The 17,603-nt window shown below is 68.5% G+C and carries 17 protein-coding genes and 1 pseudogene; 5 read left to right on the top strand and 13 right to left on the bottom strand.

Annotation, left to right across the window (positions count from 1 at the left end):
- Positions 1 to 57: 57 nt before the first annotated feature.
- The 7 genes from CDO52_RS15910 to CDO52_RS15880 all read right to left on the bottom strand — a co-directional run bounded on the left by CDO52_RS15910 (position 58) and on the right by CDO52_RS15880 (position 6,948).
- Complete coding sequence (locus tag CDO52_RS15910; protein ID WP_051060947.1) at positions 58 to 1,176, bottom strand: GNAT family N-acetyltransferase; 1,119 nt, start codon at positions 1,174 to 1,176, stop codon at positions 58 to 60.
- 51 nt (positions 1,177 to 1,227) lie between these two features.
- Positions 1,228 to 2,001 (bottom strand): hypothetical protein, encoded by a 774-nt coding sequence (locus CDO52_RS15905; RefSeq protein ID WP_017621759.1) that lies wholly within the window; start codon positions 1,999 to 2,001, stop codon positions 1,228 to 1,230.
- A 252-nt stretch (positions 2,002 to 2,253) separates the two neighbouring features.
- Complete coding sequence (locus tag CDO52_RS15900; protein ID WP_017621760.1) at positions 2,254 to 4,641, bottom strand: ATP-binding cassette domain-containing protein; 2,388 nt, start codon at positions 4,639 to 4,641, stop codon at positions 2,254 to 2,256.
- Positions 4,642 to 4,806: 165 nt separating this feature from the next.
- Positions 4,807 to 4,935 carry a hypothetical protein gene (locus CDO52_RS29115; protein ID WP_269769145.1) on the bottom strand — a complete coding sequence of 43 codons (129 nt, stop codon included), beginning with the start codon at positions 4,933 to 4,935 and terminating at the stop codon, positions 4,807 to 4,809.
- Between the two features lie 214 nt (positions 4,936 to 5,149).
- On the bottom strand, positions 5,150 to 5,560 hold the full coding sequence (locus CDO52_RS15890; protein WP_026126417.1) for a VOC family protein: 411 nt from the start codon (positions 5,558 to 5,560) through the stop codon (positions 5,150 to 5,152).
- Positions 5,561 to 5,565: 5 nt separating this feature from the next.
- Positions 5,566 to 6,012, bottom strand: a complete 447-nt coding sequence (locus CDO52_RS15885) for a helix-turn-helix transcriptional regulator (RefSeq protein ID WP_026126418.1) — start codon at positions 6,010 to 6,012, stop codon at positions 5,566 to 5,568.
- Positions 6,013 to 6,690: 678 nt separating this feature from the next.
- A complete protein-coding gene (locus tag CDO52_RS15880; protein ID WP_017621764.1) occupies positions 6,691 to 6,948 on the bottom strand; it encodes a hypothetical protein in 258 nt (85 codons plus the stop codon).
- Between the two features lie 320 nt (positions 6,949 to 7,268).
- On the opposite strand from CDO52_RS15880, the gene CDO52_RS15875 reads away from it, so the two are divergent.
- Positions 7,269 to 7,700, top strand: coding sequence for a helix-turn-helix domain-containing protein (locus CDO52_RS15875; RefSeq protein WP_017621765.1), 432 nt, complete (start codon positions 7,269 to 7,271; stop codon positions 7,698 to 7,700).
- A complete protein-coding gene (locus CDO52_RS15870; protein WP_017621766.1) occupies positions 7,697 to 8,536 on the top strand; it encodes an alpha/beta fold hydrolase in 840 nt (279 codons plus the stop codon). Before CDO52_RS15875 ends, CDO52_RS15870 begins: the two co-directional genes overlap by 4 nt.
- 114 nt (positions 8,537 to 8,650) lie before the next feature.
- On the opposite strand, the gene CDO52_RS29265 is transcribed toward CDO52_RS15870, so the two are convergent.
- The gene (locus CDO52_RS29265) at positions 8,651 to 8,782 is read right to left on the bottom strand and encodes a hypothetical protein (protein ID WP_017621767.1); all 132 of its coding nucleotides are present in this window, start codon (positions 8,780 to 8,782) and stop codon (positions 8,651 to 8,653) included.
- 88 nt (positions 8,783 to 8,870) lie between these two features.
- Here CDO52_RS29265 and CDO52_RS29260 point away from each other — a divergent pair, with 88 nt between their 5' ends.
- The gene (locus tag CDO52_RS29260) at positions 8,871 to 9,011 is read left to right on the top strand and encodes a hypothetical protein (RefSeq protein ID WP_157745592.1); all 141 of its coding nucleotides are present in this window, start codon (positions 8,871 to 8,873) and stop codon (positions 9,009 to 9,011) included.
- Here the strand turns inward: CDO52_RS29260 and CDO52_RS27540 are convergent.
- Positions 8,990 to 9,130, bottom strand: coding sequence for a hypothetical protein (locus CDO52_RS27540; protein ID WP_017621768.1), 141 nt, complete (start codon positions 9,128 to 9,130; stop codon positions 8,990 to 8,992). The two genes, CDO52_RS29260 and CDO52_RS27540, sit on opposite strands and share 22 nt — an antisense overlap.
- 329 nt (positions 9,131 to 9,459) lie before the next feature.
- A complete protein-coding gene (locus CDO52_RS15865; RefSeq protein ID WP_017621769.1) occupies positions 9,460 to 10,110 on the bottom strand; it encodes a GbsR/MarR family transcriptional regulator in 651 nt (216 codons plus the stop codon).
- A 198-nt stretch (positions 10,111 to 10,308) separates the two neighbouring features.
- Between CDO52_RS15865 and CDO52_RS15860 the strand changes: the two genes are divergently transcribed.
- Positions 10,309 to 11,514: a cytochrome P450 gene (locus tag CDO52_RS15860; protein ID WP_017621770.1), complete on the top strand. Its 1,206-nt coding sequence runs from the start codon at positions 10,309 to 10,311 to the stop codon at positions 11,512 to 11,514.
- 189 nt (positions 11,515 to 11,703) lie between these two features.
- Here the strand turns inward: CDO52_RS15860 and CDO52_RS15855 are convergent, their stop codons facing one another.
- Positions 11,704 to 12,702, bottom strand: coding sequence for a recombinase family protein (locus tag CDO52_RS15855; protein WP_198345739.1), 999 nt, complete (start codon positions 12,700 to 12,702; stop codon positions 11,704 to 11,706).
- A gap of 340 nt (positions 12,703 to 13,042) precedes the next feature.
- On the opposite strand from CDO52_RS15855, the gene CDO52_RS15850 reads away from it, so the two are divergent.
- On the top strand, positions 13,043 to 14,494 hold the full coding sequence (locus CDO52_RS15850; RefSeq protein ID WP_026126420.1) for an amidase: 1,452 nt from the start codon (positions 13,043 to 13,045) through the stop codon (positions 14,492 to 14,494).
- A gap of 139 nt (positions 14,495 to 14,633) precedes the next feature.
- Here CDO52_RS15850 and CDO52_RS15845 read toward each other — a convergent pair whose 3' ends face one another.
- Positions 14,634 to 15,650, bottom strand: a complete 1,017-nt coding sequence (locus CDO52_RS15845) for a phosphotransferase (RefSeq protein WP_232524206.1) — start codon at positions 15,648 to 15,650, stop codon at positions 14,634 to 14,636.
- A 223-nt stretch (positions 15,651 to 15,873) separates the two neighbouring features.
- Positions 15,874 to 17,511 (bottom strand): annotated as a pseudogene (locus tag CDO52_RS15840) (transposase); the annotation flags it as partial.
- Between the last annotated feature and the right edge of the window lie 92 nt (positions 17,512 to 17,603).

Below are 17,603 nucleotides of genomic sequence, written 5' to 3'. Positions count from 1 at the left end.
GGGGCCTCATAGCGCCTGGTCACTGCTGGTCCCGGCAGTCGTCCGGGCCCCGCGAGCTCAGATGCCCCCGTGGTAGAGCCGGTAGGTCCTGGTTCGTGTGGCCATCCGGTCGGCAACGCGGATGACCGGCAGGTTGCCCTCCAGCGTCGGCCCCAGCTCGAAGGTCTGGTAGCCCAGCCGGTACCAGGTGCGCATCATCTCCGTGTACATCAGGGCGTCCAGGCCGAGTCGGCGGTGCTCAGGGCGGACACCGCCGGCCACTACCCGCAAGTGGGTGATGCGACGGGCGGCCCGCCGCATCCGCAGCAGACCGACCGGCAGCCCCCAGCGGGTCAACCGGCCACCGGCGGCGCGCAGCGCGACGCAGATGTCCGGTACCACCAGCGCCATCCCCGCCGCCGCTCCCTCGACCTCGGCTACCACCAGCAGCTCCGGGCGCACCACCGGGCGCAGCTGACGCGTGAGGTACGTGACCTGACGGGAAGTCATCGGCGTGAAGCCCCAGTTGTCGGCCCAGGCCGCGTTATAGATGTCCCGGAACGTCCGCAGCTCGGCAGCGAAATCACCCATGCGGACAGTGCGGACCCGAACTGAGGGCCTGCGCGCGGCCCACTGCGCGGCCCGGCACACACTCGCCGGCATCTCGGGGAGCACCGGCCCGTGCCACCCGCAGAAGTCCATGGCCTTGGTCAGCCCGGCGGCCTCGAGAAGGGCCGGGTAATAGCGCGGATTGTACGGGGTCAGAAAGGACTGCTCGCGGTCGAACCCGTCCACCAAGACGCCGCTTTCGTGGTTGACGGTGAAGTTCGTCGGGCCCAGCATCGCCTCCTTCCCGCGAGTGCGCAGCCAGTCGGCTGCCGCCTCCAGCAGCCGCCGCGCCACGGCCTCGTCGTCGACCACGTCGAACAGGCCGAAGAAGCCAACACTCGGGTCGTGCAGCTCGTTGTGACGATGGTTGATCAGCGCGGCAATCCGCCCCACCGGCACACCGTCGCGGTACGCCACGAACAGCTCGACCTCACCGAACTCGAAGAAGGGGTTCACCGCCGGATCCAGAAAACGTCGGCGCTCTCGCAGCAGTGGCGGCGTCCAGCGGGCGTCACCGCTGTGCAGCCGGTACGGCAACCGCAGGAAGTCCGACCGCCCGGCACGGTCCCGCACCGACGTTACCCGCATCTCACCACTCACCCAGAGGTCAGACCGCCAATACCGCAAGGCTTACCCGGGTTACGCAGCGTCACACACCGGGAGCCACGGCCGCTGGCTCAGGGCCGTGACCGCCTCGTCCCGCACAATGTGCCAGCCACCGGGGTGGAGCACTGGCCCTTCCTCGCTCGGGCGAGCGAACACCGCACAGTGGTCCGGGATCGGGGGTCGGTCACGGTCCGCCCAGTCCTGCACGTGGACCGCGAGCTCGTCGCCGAGCCCTGGGTCTCCCACGAAGTGCGAGTCGCCCGTGAGCTGGATCCAGGCGCTGCCGCGCTGCGGGTCGTGCAGGCAGGCCATACCCAGCGACGGGTCGAGTCCGTCCACGTAGGCGCGGGTGGTGCGCCCCGACCGGGAGGCGAGGTGGAACCACAGGTCGTAGTATCCCTCCGGGTCCAGGACCGGCCGACGTTCCTGCGGGTGGTGAGCGGCAGGGCGGGCAATGGCGCGGTAGGGGCCCGTGTCTGATCGGCGGGCCAGGTGGAGAGCGATCCGACCGCGCTCATGAAGTCGCTGGAGACGACGCCGCGGCCGAGGACGCGGTCGCCGTCGCGGGTGACGGCGAAGGTGCGGTGGAAGCCGCCGTGTGCGACGGGGACGACGATCCGGTCGTATGAGCTGCGCTTCCGGGTGACCGGTGTAGCCGTCGGCGGTCAGCGCCGTGACGTGCTTCGCCCCGGCCCGCTCCGCAGCGCGGGCCGCCTCGCGAGCGATGACCACGGAGACGTCGGTGGTGACGACCTCGGCGCACACGTTCTCGGCCAGCCACAGCGCGACCTTCTCGCCGTCGGGCACCGAGCACTCCCGAAACTTCCTCGCCCGGCGGATCTCGGTGCGGTTGCGCTTGGCCGATCATCCCTGCCAGTCGTAGAGGGCGATCGCGCTCAAAGAACTCTCGGTACCGGAGCACCATCCGGTGCTTGCACGCTCAGTCACCTATGTCACAAAGAGTGCTACTGCCAAATCCTGTACCGGTCCTCCTCGACCCCTTGGGACGAGTCGAAACCGATGGGCGAACGCGTCTCACGGTGTCCGCGAGGGCCTCGCTCAGGCACCGACGTAGGCCGCGAGGTGCTCGCCGGTGAGGGTGGAGCGGGCGGCGACGAGGTCGGCGGGTGTGCCCTCGAAGACGATCTGGCCACCGTCGTGCCCGGCGCCGGGGCCGAGGTCGATGATCCAGTCGGCGTGTGCCATGACCGCTTGGTGGTGCTCGATGACAATGACCGACTTGCCGGAGTCGACGAGCCGGTCGAGCAGGGCGAGCAGCTGCTCGACGTCGGCGAGGTGGAGGCCGGTGGTCGGCTCGTCCAAAATGTAGACGCCGCCCTTCTCGGCCATGTGCGTAGCGAGCTTGAGCCGCTGCCGCTCGCCGCCGGACAGCGTAGTGAGCGGCTGTCCGAGCTTGAGGTAGCCGAGCCCGACGTCGGCGAGCCGGGTGAGGATCTTGTGCGCGGCTGGCGTACGCGCCTCGCCAGCACCGAAGAACTCCTCGGCCTCGGCCACCGACATCGCGAGCACCTCGCTGATGTCGCGGCCCCCGAGGTGGTGGTCCAGAACCGATGCCTCGAACCGCTTCCCCTCACACTCCTCGCAGGTGGTGGCGACACTGGCCATTATCGCCAGGTCGGTGAAGATGACGCCGGCGCCGTTGCAGTTGGGGCAGGCGCCCTCGGAGTTGGCGCTGAACAGTGCCGGCTTCACGCCATTGGCCTTCGCGAACGCCTTGCGGATCGGTTCGAGCAGTCCGGTGTACGTCGCCGGGTTGCTCCGTCGCGAACCGCGGATGGGCGCCTGGTCGACCGACACCACGCCTTCCGAGGAGGGGATGGAGCCGTGGATGAGTGAACTCTTGCCGGAGCCCGCCACACCGGTGACCAGGCAGAGCACCCCGAGCGGGATGTCGACGTCGACGTCCCGCAGGTTGTTCTCTGTCGCGCCGCGGATCTCCAGCTTCCCCGCGGGCGTCCGCACCGTCTCCTTGAGGGCGGCCCGGTCGTCCAAATGGCGGCCCGTGATGGTGTCGGTAGCCCGGAGCTCCTTGACGGTGCCCTCGAAGCAGACGGTGCCGCCCGCCGTACCGGCGCCGGGGCCGAGGTCGACGACGTGGTCGGCGATCGCGATCGTTTCCGGCTTATGCTCCACGACGAGCACTGTGTTGCCCTTGTCGCGCAGCCGCAACAGCAGGTCGTTCATCCGCTGGATGTCATGGGGGTGCAGGCCGATGGTGGGCTCGTCGAATACGTAGGTGGTGTCGGTGAGCGACGAGCCGAGGTGCCGAATCATCTTGGTGCGCTGCGCCTCGCCGCCCGACAGGGTGCCCGACGGCCGGTCGAGCGAAAGGTAGCCCAGCCCGATCTCCACGAAGGAGTCGAGGGTGTGATGCAGCTTGGCAAGCAGCGGCGCCACCGACGGCTCGTCGAGGCCGTGGACCCATTCGGCCAGGTCGCTGATCTGCATCGCGCAGGCGTCGGCGATGTTGATCCCCTTGATCTTCGACGACCGGGCCGCCTCGCTGAGCCGGGTGCCACCGCACTCGGGGCAAGCGGTGAACGTGACCGCGCGGTCCACGAACACCCGGATATGCGACTGCATCGCCTCCCGGTCCTTGGCGAGAAACGACTTCTGGAGCCGCGGGATCAGCCCTTCGTAGGTGAGATTGGCGCCCGCGACCTTCACCTTGGTCGGCTCGCGGTAGAGGAAGTCGTGGAGCTCGGTCTCGGTGTACTCGCGGATCGGCTTGTCCGGGTCGAAGAAGCCCGACTCGCTGATGAGCCGCACGTTCCAGCCCTTGTCGCCGTAGCCGGGAATGGTGATCGCGCCCTCAGTGAGCGACTTGGAATCGTCGAAGAGCTGGGTGAGGTCGAAATCGGAGACCGTGCCCCGGCCTTCGCAGTGCGGACACATGCCGCCGGTGCGGGTGAAAGTCTGTTTTACGGTCTTGCTGGAACCGCGTTCGACCGTGATCGCGCCGCTCGCACGTACCGAGGGGACGTTGAAGGAAAACGCGTTGGGCGAGCCGATGTGCGGCTGGCCGAGTCGGCTGAAGAGGATGCGCAGCATCGCGTTGGCGTCGGTGGCGGTGCCGACCGTGGAGCGGGGGTCGGCGCCCATCGGCTGCTGGTCGACGATGATCGCGGTCGTCAGCCCCTCGAGGACGTCGACCTCCGGCCGCGCCAGCGTCGGCATGAAGCCCTGCACGAAGGTGCTGTAGGTCTCGTTGATCAGCCGCTGTGACTCCGCGGCGATCGTGTCGAACACCAGAGAGCTCTTGCCCGAGCCGGAGACGCCGGTGAACACCGTCAGTCGGCGCTTCGGGAGCTCGACGCTGATGTCCTTGAGGTTGTTCTCGCGCGCGCCGTGCACGCGGATCAGTTCGTGGCTGTCGGCAACGTGCTGCGCGGGCGACGGTGTGTCCGTCCTCGTGGCCATGTTCATCGTGTCTCCATCTGTTAGGCGCGGTCGCGGCAGCGGGCCGCTATCGGCGGTGTCGGCACGGGTGGCGCTGGCCGGGGCGCGCTCGGTGCAGGAACCACGGAATCTGCGTCGATTCTGCCCGCGCAGCCTCTGGACCCCTGCCACGCGGCGCGTCCAGTCGAGACGTCAGACCAGCCAGCCGCCGGCACGCGTCAGCTCTCGGTCGGGCATCTCGTTCACCTCGCGCCGCGCCTGGATGCGACGCGGGGAGATGCGGATCCAGGTACGGCGCACCGTCCGCCGCGGCACTGGCACCCGGGCCTCCTTATCGCAGGTGAGCCGATGCTGGGTGTCGCGACGACGCTGAGCGCGGGAGCGGGCGGCGGCACTTCTCGGTCGTGAAGCAGTTGGGGGACGTTGCCATCGGGATCGGTGACGGAAGCCGTCAGGCGGCCGCCACCGGCGTCGCGTACGGGCTCCGTTGCAGTGCTGCCTGTGCAGGTCATGGCTGCTGCGATCGCCGGGCGGTTCAGCGCAGCTCCTGGATACGGATCAGGTTACCCGCAGGGTCGCGGACGGCGCAGTCGCGGACTCCGTACGGCTGCTCGGTCGGCTCCTGGACGATCTCGGCGTCGCTGGCCTGCAGCCGCGCGAATGTGCTGTCGAGGTCGGCGGTGGCCAGGAGAAGCATGGCGTAGGTGCCCTTGGCCATCATCTCGGCGATGGTGCGCCGCTCGTCGTCGGTGATGCCGGGGTCGGCGGTCGGCGGGTCCAGGACGATGGACGTGTCGGGTTGGTCGGCGGGGCCGACCGTGATCCAGCGCATCTTGCCGCGTCCGACGTCGTTTCTGACCTCGAAGCCGAGGGTGTCCCGGTAGAAGGCCAGGGAGGCGTCCGGGTCGTCGTGCGGGAGGAAACTTGCGTGAATGGTGATGTCCATGGCGATCATGCTAGGTACCGGCTCGGGGCCGGCGCTTCTCGATTCCTGACCGGTCTGGTCACCTGTTTCGCCACGCAGGACGGCATCCCGGCTATCGCGCGCGCCTCCTGGCGTCGATAGGCGCTGGGCGGAATACCGACCAGCTCGGTGAAGCGACTGCTGAATGTGCCGAGCGACGAGCAGCCGACCGCGAAGCAGACCTCGGTGACGCTGAGATCGCCACGACGCAGCAGCGCCATCGCGCGCTCGATGCGCCGCGTCATCAGATAGGAGTACGGCGACTCGCCATAGGCGCGCCGGAACTGGCGGCTGAAGTGCCCAGCCGACATGTTCACGCCGCGGGCGAGCGCCTCGACGTCCAGTGGCTGCGCGTACTCCCGGTCGATCCTGTCGCGGGCGCGGCGCAGCCACGCGAGGTCGCGCAGGTGCTGCGCCGCGGCAACCGTGTCCATCTCAGTGTGCTTACCCATACGCGACCTCTTCCCCGCTCACCGCCGACCCCCTTCTTACCAAGACCCCATGACCAGGGAAAGCATGAGTGCCGCCGGATTCTCTTCCGGTGTCTCCACCCTGGATGTGCGTCACTTTGAGAATGACGACCTGGGCTCGGGCAACGGGTAGCTGGCGGTCGGTCCGGACCGGCCTATTTGGATGCGCGCGGCAGTGTCCTTGCCCATGCCCGGGTGCTGGCCTCATGCCGATCATCGACCCGAGCGCTGACGGTCTGCCTTCTCCCAACCGCCCCCATGGCAAGGGCATGCCGTAAGGACATATCGGACTCCGCGTGCCCCAAAGCGAGGCACACGAAGCGGCCGCGCCTGCGCTGCTGAACAGTCCGCGAAGGTCAGCGCGTCAGTCTGGGTGAAAGGACGGATCCGCATCACCCGCGGCGCTCGCCCGGGATCGCTCGTCGGTTCCGCACCCAGTTGTCTCAGCCGCAGGCTCGGGGTCAGGTGTCTCCGGTGTACGTGCAGGTCCAGGACAGCGTGGCGGCCGAGTGCGGCCAGGAGACGACCCGCGCCCACCGCATGAGTGGTCGGCGTTGTCGGCCTTCTCCTGGCCGCTCTCCATGTTTTTCGCGGGATTATCGGATTTCGGTGTGATGGTTCGGCCGTTCGCGCTGATGAGGTCTACGGGTGGGCACCGACGGAGTCGCGGATCTGCTGGCCGAGGCCGGACGCTCCCTCCCGGGCGCAGTGCGCGCCGCAGAAGAATCGCCCTTCCACCTCGACGCCGTGGCCGATGATGCGCGAGGCGCAGCGCTCGCATGTCGGGGCCAGCCGCTGGATGGCGCATTCGAAGCAGTCGAAGGTGTACTGGTCCCCGCTCACCGTCGTGACCTTGAAGGCCATCCAGTAGTCGTTTCCGCAGGTATTGCAGATAGCCATTGAAACGTCCCTCCTATCGGGACGCGTCTCGCTCAGAGCCGTTCCCGACGCGTGTCTCGCCGCCGTGGCCCCGCAGCCCAGCGGCGGGCGCGGACCATCGACTGGCATTCCTGCATCCGAACCTAATCAGTCATCGGTCCATCCGCACGCATCCCGGCCGGTCGTGCCTCGGACGTTTCGCCGGACAAGGCGAGCCTGCGTCGGCTGCGGGCGCTTCGCGCGTCATCTGGCACCCATCGCTCTGACCGGCCGCACCAAGACTCCCTATTTTCCTCAAAATTACTCTTTCTTCCTCCAATGAAGGAAGCTAAGGTAACGATATGAACAAACGTCTCTACTCTGTAGACGAGGTGGCCGAGCACCTGGGCCTGCATGTGCGCACCGTCCGCAACTACGTCCGCGACGGGCGGCTCAATGCGGTCCGCATCGGCAAGCAGTACCGGATCACGCACGAGGATCTGGAAGCGTTCACCGGACGCGCCGTGGTGGAACCGCAGGGCGACACCGTCCCGCCCGAGCGGCACGCCGAGGTTTCGTCCATCGTGGAGATCGACGCGGTTTCGCCCGAGACCGCGAGCCGCCTGACCACGCTCCTGACGGCCTCGGCGGCCAACCGTCGCGCCGGTGGGGAGGCGCTGCGGATCGAGACGGCCTACGACGAGGAAAGGGCGCGTATGAAGGTCATTGTCCTGGGCAGCCCGGGCGACACCGCCCAGCTGCTCAGCTACGTCGAGGCGGTGCTCGCGTCGTGAGCACGATCTACAAGTCCGAGGCGGGTGGGCGCGAGATCCAACGGCTGTACCGGGAGGCCCTTGACACCTGGCCGGTCCCCGCCGAGCACTTGCGCCTGCCGACCCGCGAAGGGGAGACCTTCGTCGTCGCTTCCGGACCTCGAAACGCGCCGCCGGTGCTGTTGCTGCACGGCTCAGGGGCCAACACGACGATGTGGCGGGACGACATCCCCTCCTGGTCGCGGAAATTCCGGACCTACGCCGTTGACCTCATCGGTGAGCCGGGCTTGAGCGCGCCGTCGCGTCCGCCTCTGAACTCCGACGCCCTCGCGCTGTGGCTGGACGACGTGCTGGACGGTCTCGGGATCACCAGCGCCGCGATCGTCGCGACCTCCCTCGGCGGCTGGGTGGCCGTGGACTACGCCGTCCGCCGGCCGGAGCGGGTGACGCGTCTGGCTGTGCTTTGCCCCGGTGGCCTGGGGCGGCAGACAACGGGGTGGATAGTCAAGGCGCTGCTCCTGCGCCCGTTCGGCCGCTGGGGTCTGCGTCATTCGGCGCGAGCCGCCACGGGGCTGGAGTCGCCGGAGTCCGGGCCGGTCCTCGATTCCGTGGTGGCCACCTTCATGCATTTCAACCCGCGCACTGAGCGGCTGCCCGTGTTCCCCGACGAGGCGCTGCGCGGCCTGACCATGCCCGTGCTGGTAATCGTCGGCGGCCGCGACGCCATGTTCGACTCCCATGAGACCGCGCGTCGCGTGCGCCAGTGCGTCCCGCACGCGACGGTGAACCTCCTGCCCGAGGTCGGACACGCGATCCTCGGACAGACCGAGCCCGTCGCCGAGTTCCTCCGCGGCTGACCCTTCGGGCGAAAACCAGGTGCCCTGAGGCGTACATGGGGGGTGCGCGCCTGTGTCAACCGTCGTCGTGGATCGCAGGCGAGTCTGCGATCCACGACGACATTCGTATGCCGTTCATGCGAACTCCGGCGTCATGGCACCGGCGATCTTCATGTGGCGCGCGGCCTCCGCGTCGCGGCTCTGCCGCTGCAGCGTACGGCCGAGGAGCAGCCGGGCGTAGGAGTCGTTCGGCCTGTCGGCGACCAACGGCTCCAGTGTTCGGCGGGGCGGCGTTGAGCTGGGCGGAGTGGTAGTAGGCGCGCGCCGCCAACATCGCAACGCTGGGATCGGACCCGTGGGAGTCGCGCAGCGGTGCCAGCAGGATGAGCGCGCCCAGCGGATCGCGCTGGTCGAGCAGGGACTCGGCGTAGCGCAGACGCCGCACCTCCTCGGGCAATTCGCGGCACCGGTCACCTACTCTTCGGTGGTGTGGTAGCCGAGCCAGGAGCCGCCGTGGAACAGATACACCGTGTCGCGGCTCCTGGGCGCATTGGTGGCGGCGTCCATGTGGAACGACCATCCCGGGTTGTAGGGCGCCGGTGCCTTCGTCACCATCCCCTGCAGGACTTTCCGGTCCCGCCCCTAGCCACACCTTATTAAGCGTGAAAAATGCCCCGTAACCTGGGAATTCAGGTCACGGGGCATTGTTATGCCTCGGTGGTTGTCGGTGGCCCTGGTGGATGTCAGCGGGTCGGGTATTCAACGTCGGTTCTCTGTCAGGGTGCGGGAAGCTCGATCGGTTCCTCGGGGATGGGGGAGTTCGGGGAGTCGGCCGTCCTTCGCGGGTGGGCGGCCACATGGCGTGAGTCGGTCACGAACAGCAGGAACTGGTCTGCCAGCTCCCAAGATGGTTCGGCTGGGACCCATCACTCTAGGAGGGCGCGCTAACGGTCGGCCGACTCCCTCGTGTCCAGGCTGACCCGCTCCAGGTACGCCCCTACCTTGGTCATCCGCTGCCCCACCGGGCTGTCGAGCCCGAACGTCTCCGCCCCCGCCATCGCGGCCTGCGCCGACTCGAGTAGGTGCCGCGCGCTGAGCACGACCGCGTGGTACCAGGCGTCGTCGTCGACCACATAGATGTCGCGACGCCGCCGCGAATCGCGCTCGCGCCGGACGTAGCCGTGCTGGACCAGGTAGTTCACGGCCACGGAGACGGAGGCGGGGCTGACCTTCAGCCTGCGGGTCAGTTCGGCCGCGGTGCGCCTGCCGTCCTCGGACAGCAGCAGGTCGAGGTGGACGCGCGCCGTCATCCTCGGCAGCCCCGTCCTGACCGCCATCTCGACGAACTTCTCGATCTCCTCTTCCGTCATACCGTCCGTTGGTGTGGTCGCGCGCGGGGGCGCCGGTGTGCCGCGCCGCGCCCGCTGGGCCGTCGCCCGGTGTGCCCGCTGGGGCTGGTAGCCGCCGGGGCCGCCGTTGCGTCCGACCTCCCGGCTGATCGTTGAGGTCGGCCGGTCGAGCCGCCTGGCGATCTCAGCGTAGGAGAGCCCGTCGGCGAGTCCGGCCGCGATGCGCTGGCGGTCCTGCTGGGTCAACCGTCCTCCTGGCATGCCGTCAGTATTGTCTTCGCCGCCATTCATTGCAACGCAGTATTGCATTCGAGATCAGCGTCATTGCATCAATTTTGCGCTATCCACCTGGGCAAACGCATTTCGATTGATTGACGCCATTCTGAATGCAACGTAGCTTTTTAATTATGCCAAACACGTACTATCGCGATGTGAGGAATGGTCATGGGTGAATCCCTCCACACCGTCACGACGATGCCGACGGCGCGTCGGCCCGGCTGTCCCTTCGACCCGCCGGCAGAGCTGATCGACGCCCGCCGGCACGGCCCCATCAGCCGCTACACCTTCCCCGGGGGAAAACCCGGCTGGCTGATCACCGGATACGACCTGGCCAGGTCGGTCCTGGCCGACTCGCGGTTCAGCTCGCGCAGGGAGCTGATGCTCCACCCGTACATCGACACCACCGGCATGGAGGTCCATCCGGCGCCGCCCGGCGAGTTCGTGCTCATGGACGAGCCACAGCACGGCCGCTATCGGAAACCGCTGGCGGGAAAGTTCACCGCACGGCGGATGCGGCTGCTCACCGAGCGCGTCGAGCAGATCACCGCCGACCATCTGGACGCCATGGAGAAGGCCGGGCCGCCGGCGGACCTGGTGACCGCGTTCGCCGCTCCCATCCCCGCCATCATGATCTGTGAGCTGCTGGGGGTGCCGTACCAGGACCGGGGCTCCTTCCAGAAGCAGGCCACGTCGTTCCACAGCGGGGAGACAAGCGACGAGGACCAGATAGCGGCCTACACCGCGATCCAGGACTACCTCGCGGAGCTGGTGGCCGCCAAACGCGCGAACCCCACCGACGACGTGCTCAGCGACCTCACCGACAGCGATCTGACCGATGAGGAGCTGAGGGGGATCGGCCTGGTTCTGCTGGTGGCCGGGCTCGACACCACCGCGAACATGCTGGCGCTGGGCACCTTCGCGCTGCTGCGCAACCCGGCGCAGCTGGCCGCGCTGCGCGCCGATCCCGAGCTCGCCGACCAGGCCGTGGATGAGCTGCTGAGGTATCTGAGCGTCGCCAAGACGTTCATGAGGACGGCGCTGGAGGACGTCGAGCTGGGCGGCCAGACCATCGAGGCCGGCACGGCGGTCATCGTGTCGTACAGCACCGCCAACCGCGACCCTGAGCGCTTCGCTGATCCCCACGTGCTCGACCTCCGCAGGAAGGCCGACGGGCACCTGGCCTTCGGCCACGGCATCCACCATTGCCTGGGTCACCAGCTGGCCCGCGTCGAGATGCGGGTCGCGTTCCCCGCGCTGGTCAACCGCTTCCCCACGCTGCGCCTGGCCGTGCCGGCTGAAGAGGTCGGCCTGCGCCCGGAGACCGCGGACATCTACGGGGTGAAGAGCCTCCCGGTCACCTGGGACGTGTGACCGCGTTCCACTGACGGGTGAGGCGAGGGGGCGTGGTCGTCTCGCTATCCGTATCAACGTGGCTGCGGGCCATCGTCTGCTGGAGGCCTTGCTGCGCTGCCGGCGACCGCGGGGTTGAGGAACATCGGAACGAAAACCCGCGCTAAGGGTTCAGCCGCTGGTCCAAGGCAATGCGACCTGCCCTGACGGCTAATCCGCCTCTGGGTTGGTGGGGCGGAGGACCTGGTCCTCAAGGCGCTGGTGAAGTTCGGCCCGTTCGGGCGGGAGCGGATCACCAGGCCGCCGGATGCGCACGGGTTTGGGCCGGACCGGCAGGCCGTCGTCGGCTTCCTGGTCCCCGGCTTCGGCCAGGGCCCGGTACAGCGAGGCGACCGAGGGGGACGTGCCCGCGTTCTTGCCGGTCTTGATGGTGAGCTTCTTGGCGATCTCGGGCACGGGCACGCCCTTGTCGTTCAGCGCGATGGCGCAGGTGAGCATGTCCTCGTCGATGACCTTGGCCGCGGCCGCCTGCTGGCCTTCCAGGGGCTTGTCGCGGATGTAGTCGCGGTCGAGCTGCGCGGCCACGGCCAGCACCGCGAACAGCATCGAGCCCCTGCCGTTGGGATCGTAGATCCCGGTCAGCGACCCGGTGAGCAGTTCGAGCCGGATCCCGGCGGCCTGGAGCTGGCTGGAGAGCGTCATCCGCTCGGCGGCGTCGCGGGCCAGGCGTTTGAGTTCGTGCACGGTGAGGATGGCCGGCGTGTGGGGTGCGGCCTCGGTGAACTGGCGGGCCAGGGCGAGCGCCTTCTCCAGCTCGGGGCGCACCTTGATGCGGGTGCTGATCTGCTCGGAGAAGATCTTGTGGCACTGGGCCTGGCGCAGGGCCTCAAGCTGGCTGGCCAGCTCCTGGCGGGCGGTGGAGGTGCGGGCGTAGCCGATGCGCACGGGCTGCTGCTCGCCGGCGGCGGGGACGACGGTCAGCTCGGGCCCCGGTGCCCAGGTGCGCCCCGGGAGACGGTCGGCGGGAACCGGCACGTCGAGGTTCTCGCGTAGCGCGGGCACCAGGACGAAGCGCGGGGTGTGGTACTTCGCGGCGGTCTTGCCGCTGCGGGTGCGGCGCAGTTGGGGCAGTCGTGGCGTTCGACCGCGCTGGCGGCCTGCTCGGGTGTCAGTTCCATGCCGGAAGCTCCTCAGAACCCTCTCGCACAACGTGCGGGTTTAGAGAGGACTTTTGCGACCGATCACCGGGGGAAATAGGGCACGGTTGGGGGTTCTCGCGGTCCTCTCACAACCGTTCATTTATGACAATCACGGTGCGCGGCAATCGTTGGTTGGGGTGGGCGCCCGTGTCATATCGCCATCGATCGGGGCGCTGGGGCGCCGCCGTCGTGACCATCTCCGTAGGTGTGCCAGACCGCCGCGCCTCGCCATGGCCAGCGGTCGGGCGAATTTTCTGTGGCCGGAGAGCAACATGATGAGTTGAGACATCTATCCCGTTGTGCGAATCGGCATTTTATGACCTCTGCCAGAGCTCAGTACGGTCGGATTCATGGAGTGGAACTTTCAGACTGCAGAAGAACTCGCGGCTGCCTTGCGTGCCGGTGAAGTGACCTCGGCGGAACTGACCGACGAGGCGATTGCCCGTATCGAGCGCGACGACAAGGTGATCAACGCGATCTGTGTGCCGGACTTCGACCGTGCGCGGGCCGCCGCGCGCGGTGCCGACCAGGCGCGCGCCCGCGGCGAGGTCCGGCCGCTGCTCGGTATCCCGGTGACGGTCAAAGAGTCCTACAACATGGCTGGGCTGCCCACGACCTGGGGCATGCCGCAACACCGGGACTATGTGCCGGCCGAGGACGCGGTACAGGTGTCGCGGCTCAAGGCCGCGGGCGCGGTGGTGCTGGGTAAGACCAATGTGCCCTTGGGGCTGCAAGATATCCAGAGCTTCAACGAGATCTACGGCACCACTAACAATCCGTGGGATCATGCTCGCACGTCGGGCGGGTCCTCCGGCGGATCAGCGGCGGCCCTGGCGTCCGGATTCTGCGCGCTGTCCATCGGCTCCGACCTCGCCGGTTCGCTGCGCACCCCCGCGCATTTCTGCGGCATCTATGCGCACAAACCGACACTCGGACTGGCGGCAACCCGCGGCATGGTCGCGCCGCCGGCACCGCCATTGCCGGTCGACCTCGACCTCGCCGTCGTCGGTCCAATGGCGCGCACCGCCCGCGACCTCACGCTCCTGCTCGACGTCATGGCCGGACCGGACCCACTGACGCTCGGCAAGGCGCACGACCTGACGCTGCCGCCCGCACGTCACGAGCGGCTCGGCGACTTCCGGGTCTTGGTCGTCGACGAGCATCCGCTCATTCCGACCGGGTCCGCTGTGCGGGCCAGCGTGAACCGGGTGGCCGACGCACTTGTCGACGGCGGCGCCCACGTCGAACGGCGCAGTCCGCTGCTGCCCGACCTGGCCGAAGCCGCGACGCTCTACACGCAGTTGCTGTTCTCGGGCTCCGTTGCGCGTTTTCCCGTCGAAGCGTACGAGCAGATGCGGACCCGCGCCGCCGGACTGAGCGCGGACGACCAGAGTCTCGACGCGGCGCGGCTGCGCGGGATGGTGTTCAGCCACCGCGACTGGATCGAGGCGAACAACCATCGCGAGCTCCACCGTCACGGCTGGCGGCAGCTCTTCGCCGAGTTCGACGCCGTGGTGTGCCCGATCACGCCGACTCCCGCGTTCCCGCACGACCACAACCCCGATCTGTTGGAACGCCAGATCGACATCGATGGCGTCGAGTACACGTACTTCGACCAGCTTGTCTGGGCCGGTCTGGCCACCATGCCTGGCCTGCCCGCCACCGCGATACCAGCGGGCCGACCCTCCGAGGGTCTGCCGGTGGGAGTGCAGCTCATCGGTCCGATGTTCGAGGACCGCACCCCGCTGCGGCTGGCCGAACTGCTCGAGCAGAAGATCGGCGGCTTCCAGGCACCGAAGTAGGGCGTACTACCGGGTGTCCGTCGAGGACGAGGTGCGGATGACAAACGAGGCTGGGGCCTGGTCCTGACGCTCGCGGCCTGGCACGCGGGACCGGCCATGCCGGCTGTCCAGTCGCCTCGACAGCCGGATCGTGTTCGCATCAGACGCGAAGCCTTCGCGTCTGATGCGAACACCGAAGGTCCACCAAGGACGTTGTCTTTCCACCGACCAGCGGGAACAACCGCCACGGCCCCTTTCTGGCGTTCGGTTCCCACCCCTCGCTCAGGACCCGGTCGAGCGCTGCCCGTCCCGCCGGACCCCACGCCGGTTTACCGCCGGGCAGGCCGCGGTCCCCGTTCTGTCCCATCAGCATCAGGAAGAGGCTCTTCAGCGCGGCCAGCCCGCGAGCGCGCCGGACCGTTGCCTCGTCAGCCGCCGCGTAGGCGGCGAAGAAGCGTGCGGCCGCGCCCGCCGGCAGCAGTACCCAGGCGGCCGCCAGGTCCGACGCCGGGTCGCCGACGAACAGATCGCCGAAGTCGACAACGCCCGCCAATGTCCCGTTGGCGACGACGACGTTCGCGGGATGCAGGTCGCCGTGCACCCACACCGGCGGACCTTCCCATGCGGGGGCCGCGACGGCGTCGTCCCAGACGGCCCGGACGTCGGAGGCGTCGGAGCCGATCGCGTCAGCGTCGAGGGAGTCGAAGAACTGCTCGAAGCCGTCCGTGTGATCCTTGGGGTGCGCGCCACGGCCCGTAGCAACCGGTGCGTCGGCGGGCGCTGGCACATGCAGCGCTCGGAGGAACGCCGCAAGGGTGTCGGCCGCGTGCTCGCCGCGGGTGAGGGACCCTCGGTCCAGCGGCAGGCCCGGCACCCACGTCATGACCGTCCATATCTTGGGGAAACGCTCGGAGGGGGCACCGCTCCGCACCGGGACGGGGATGGGCAGCGGCAGGCGTGGGGCGAGCAGCGGCAGCCACCGGCGCTCCTTGAGCTGAGGGCCGGGGTCGGTGTCCATGCGCTGGATCCGCACGGCCAGCTCGTCCCCGAGGCGCCACATCTGGTTGCCCCAGCCGCCCTCCACCTCGCGCAGGGGCAGCTCGGCCAGATCCGGATGCTGGTCCCGCAGCAGGTCGCGGATGAGACCCGCGGTGATCTCGATCTCGGTCTTGGTCATGCGGAGCAACATACTGGGTTCAACCGCGGCAACGCTGTCCGATCGTTCCGAGGTGCGATTGATGCGCAAGCTCCAGAGACCCCTCCGGTCCCGGACGGGCAGTCCATTCTTGATCGGATCGAACTGAACAGCTCGGCCACCTCCTTGCGTTCGGTCTCGGTTGCGGCCAGGTTCACGGCGTAGCGCCAGGGGTGCATCGCCTCGGTCCTTTCGTTGGGGTTCCTCAAACGGCCAGATCCAGGCGGCTGTCCATGTCCAGCACGAACCGGCCGTAGGGGTTGACGTGGGTCCAAAACAGCGGGTTCAGCCCGCGCCGGTCCTCAGGTGTGAGCCGTCCCGCCCAGGCGGGGTCCTCCAGTACCCGTTGTAGGAGCAGGGTGTTGACGTGGACCAGGCAGGACTGGAGCAGGTGCAGAGCGAGCATGGAGATCTCGGCGTGCTCGCGGTCGGCGCCGGTGAGCACACCCTCCTTGCCGTAGAAGAAGGTGTCGTTGGCGCCGTTCCAGTTCTCCACCACCTCCAGGCCGCCGTGGATCTCCCGGCGCAGCGCTTCGTCGGCCAGGTAGTCGCAGGCGAAGATGGTGCGCACCGCCCGGCCGAGTTCCTCCAAGGCCTGGTAGACGGGGTTCTTGGGGCCGCCCCCTTTGGTGAAGCGGCGCAGCACCTGCTCGGTGTCGGCCGTGCCCAGGCGCAGGGCGGTGGCGTAGGCGACCATCTGGTCGTAGTTGCGCTCGATCAGCGCCCAGTCGATGGGCCGGTTCTTGACCACCCGCTCCAACCTGGGCCAGGTGGCGGGGCCGGTGCCGGGGCTGTACAGGCGCACCGCGCCGATGTTCCTCAACCGGGGCAGCAGCTTGAACCCGAGCAGCTCGGTGAACGCGAACCCCACGATCGAGGCGCCGTGGGTGTCGGTGTAGTTCGCCTCGACCTCGGCGTCGGTGCAGTGGCGCAGCACCCCTTCGATCATGGCCGCGACCTCCGAGGACGAGCACGACTTGAGCTGGGAGTAGATGCACGCCCGGCCCTTGTCGACGTGCCAGTAGATCATCACCCCGTGCCCGCCGTAGCGGGCGTGGAACTCCGTCATCAGGTTCGACTCCCAGGACCCGAACCGCTTGGAGTCCGAGGCGGTGGTGGTCGCGGTGCCCCACCACTGGGCGTCCCGGGCGGCGAAGGTCTCGTTCACCACTCGGGCGATGGCCCGGCGCAGGTTGTCGCGGGTGATGTGCGAGGCCCTCGTGCGGCGCAGCGCCCCCTCGTCCTCGCCGTGCTCACCGGTGGCGACCATCTGCTTGATGCCCATGTTCGTCCCGAGCGCGAACAGGCATAGCAACAGGCGCCGGTGCAGCGCCGCCTTGGGGACGGCCTTGCGGGTAGCCACCGAGGAGAACTCCTCACAGAACCCGGTCAGCAGCGCGGAGTCCTTGAGGATGTCGAGCAGGTCCAGGGTCCCCCACCGCTTGAGCACCTCGCCCTTGAGCGCACGCAGGTTCTGGGGCTCGGGCAACGCCTCCAGCTTCGGGACGCTGATCCAGGGCTGGCCCTTGCGGGTCACCACCCGCACCCCGCCGCAGGTGCCCTTCGCGATCGCCCCATCCAGCCGGTCCAACGCGGCGCGCATCCGGGTGCGCACCCCCTCCACGAACGCGTTCGGCTCCACCGGCTTGTTCAACGCCGCGTAGTGCACGTCCCGGTTCTCGGCGAAGTCGCCGGGCAGGTCGGTGTCGGGGTCGCGCCAGCGGCTGGCGCCCTGGACGTAGATCTCCCGGCGGCGCAGGGCCTCGCACAGCTCATAGGGGATGCGCTCCACCTGCCCGGAGGCAGCTTCGGTGACGGCCTCGTGCCAGGCCTTGTGCACCACATCAGGCCCCTCGGCGAACACCAGCTTGTGCCAGGAGCCGGTCACCAGCGAGGTGTCGACCTCGCGGGCGCGGATCTTCTTGCGGCCGATCA

It is taken from the genome of Nocardiopsis gilva YIM 90087, assembly GCF_002263495.1.
GTDB lineage: Bacteria > Actinomycetota > Actinomycetes > Streptosporangiales > Streptosporangiaceae > Nocardiopsis_C > Nocardiopsis_C gilva.
The sequence above is the reverse complement of the archived record's forward strand: the minus strand, read 5'-3'. Positions and strand labels throughout refer to the sequence as shown.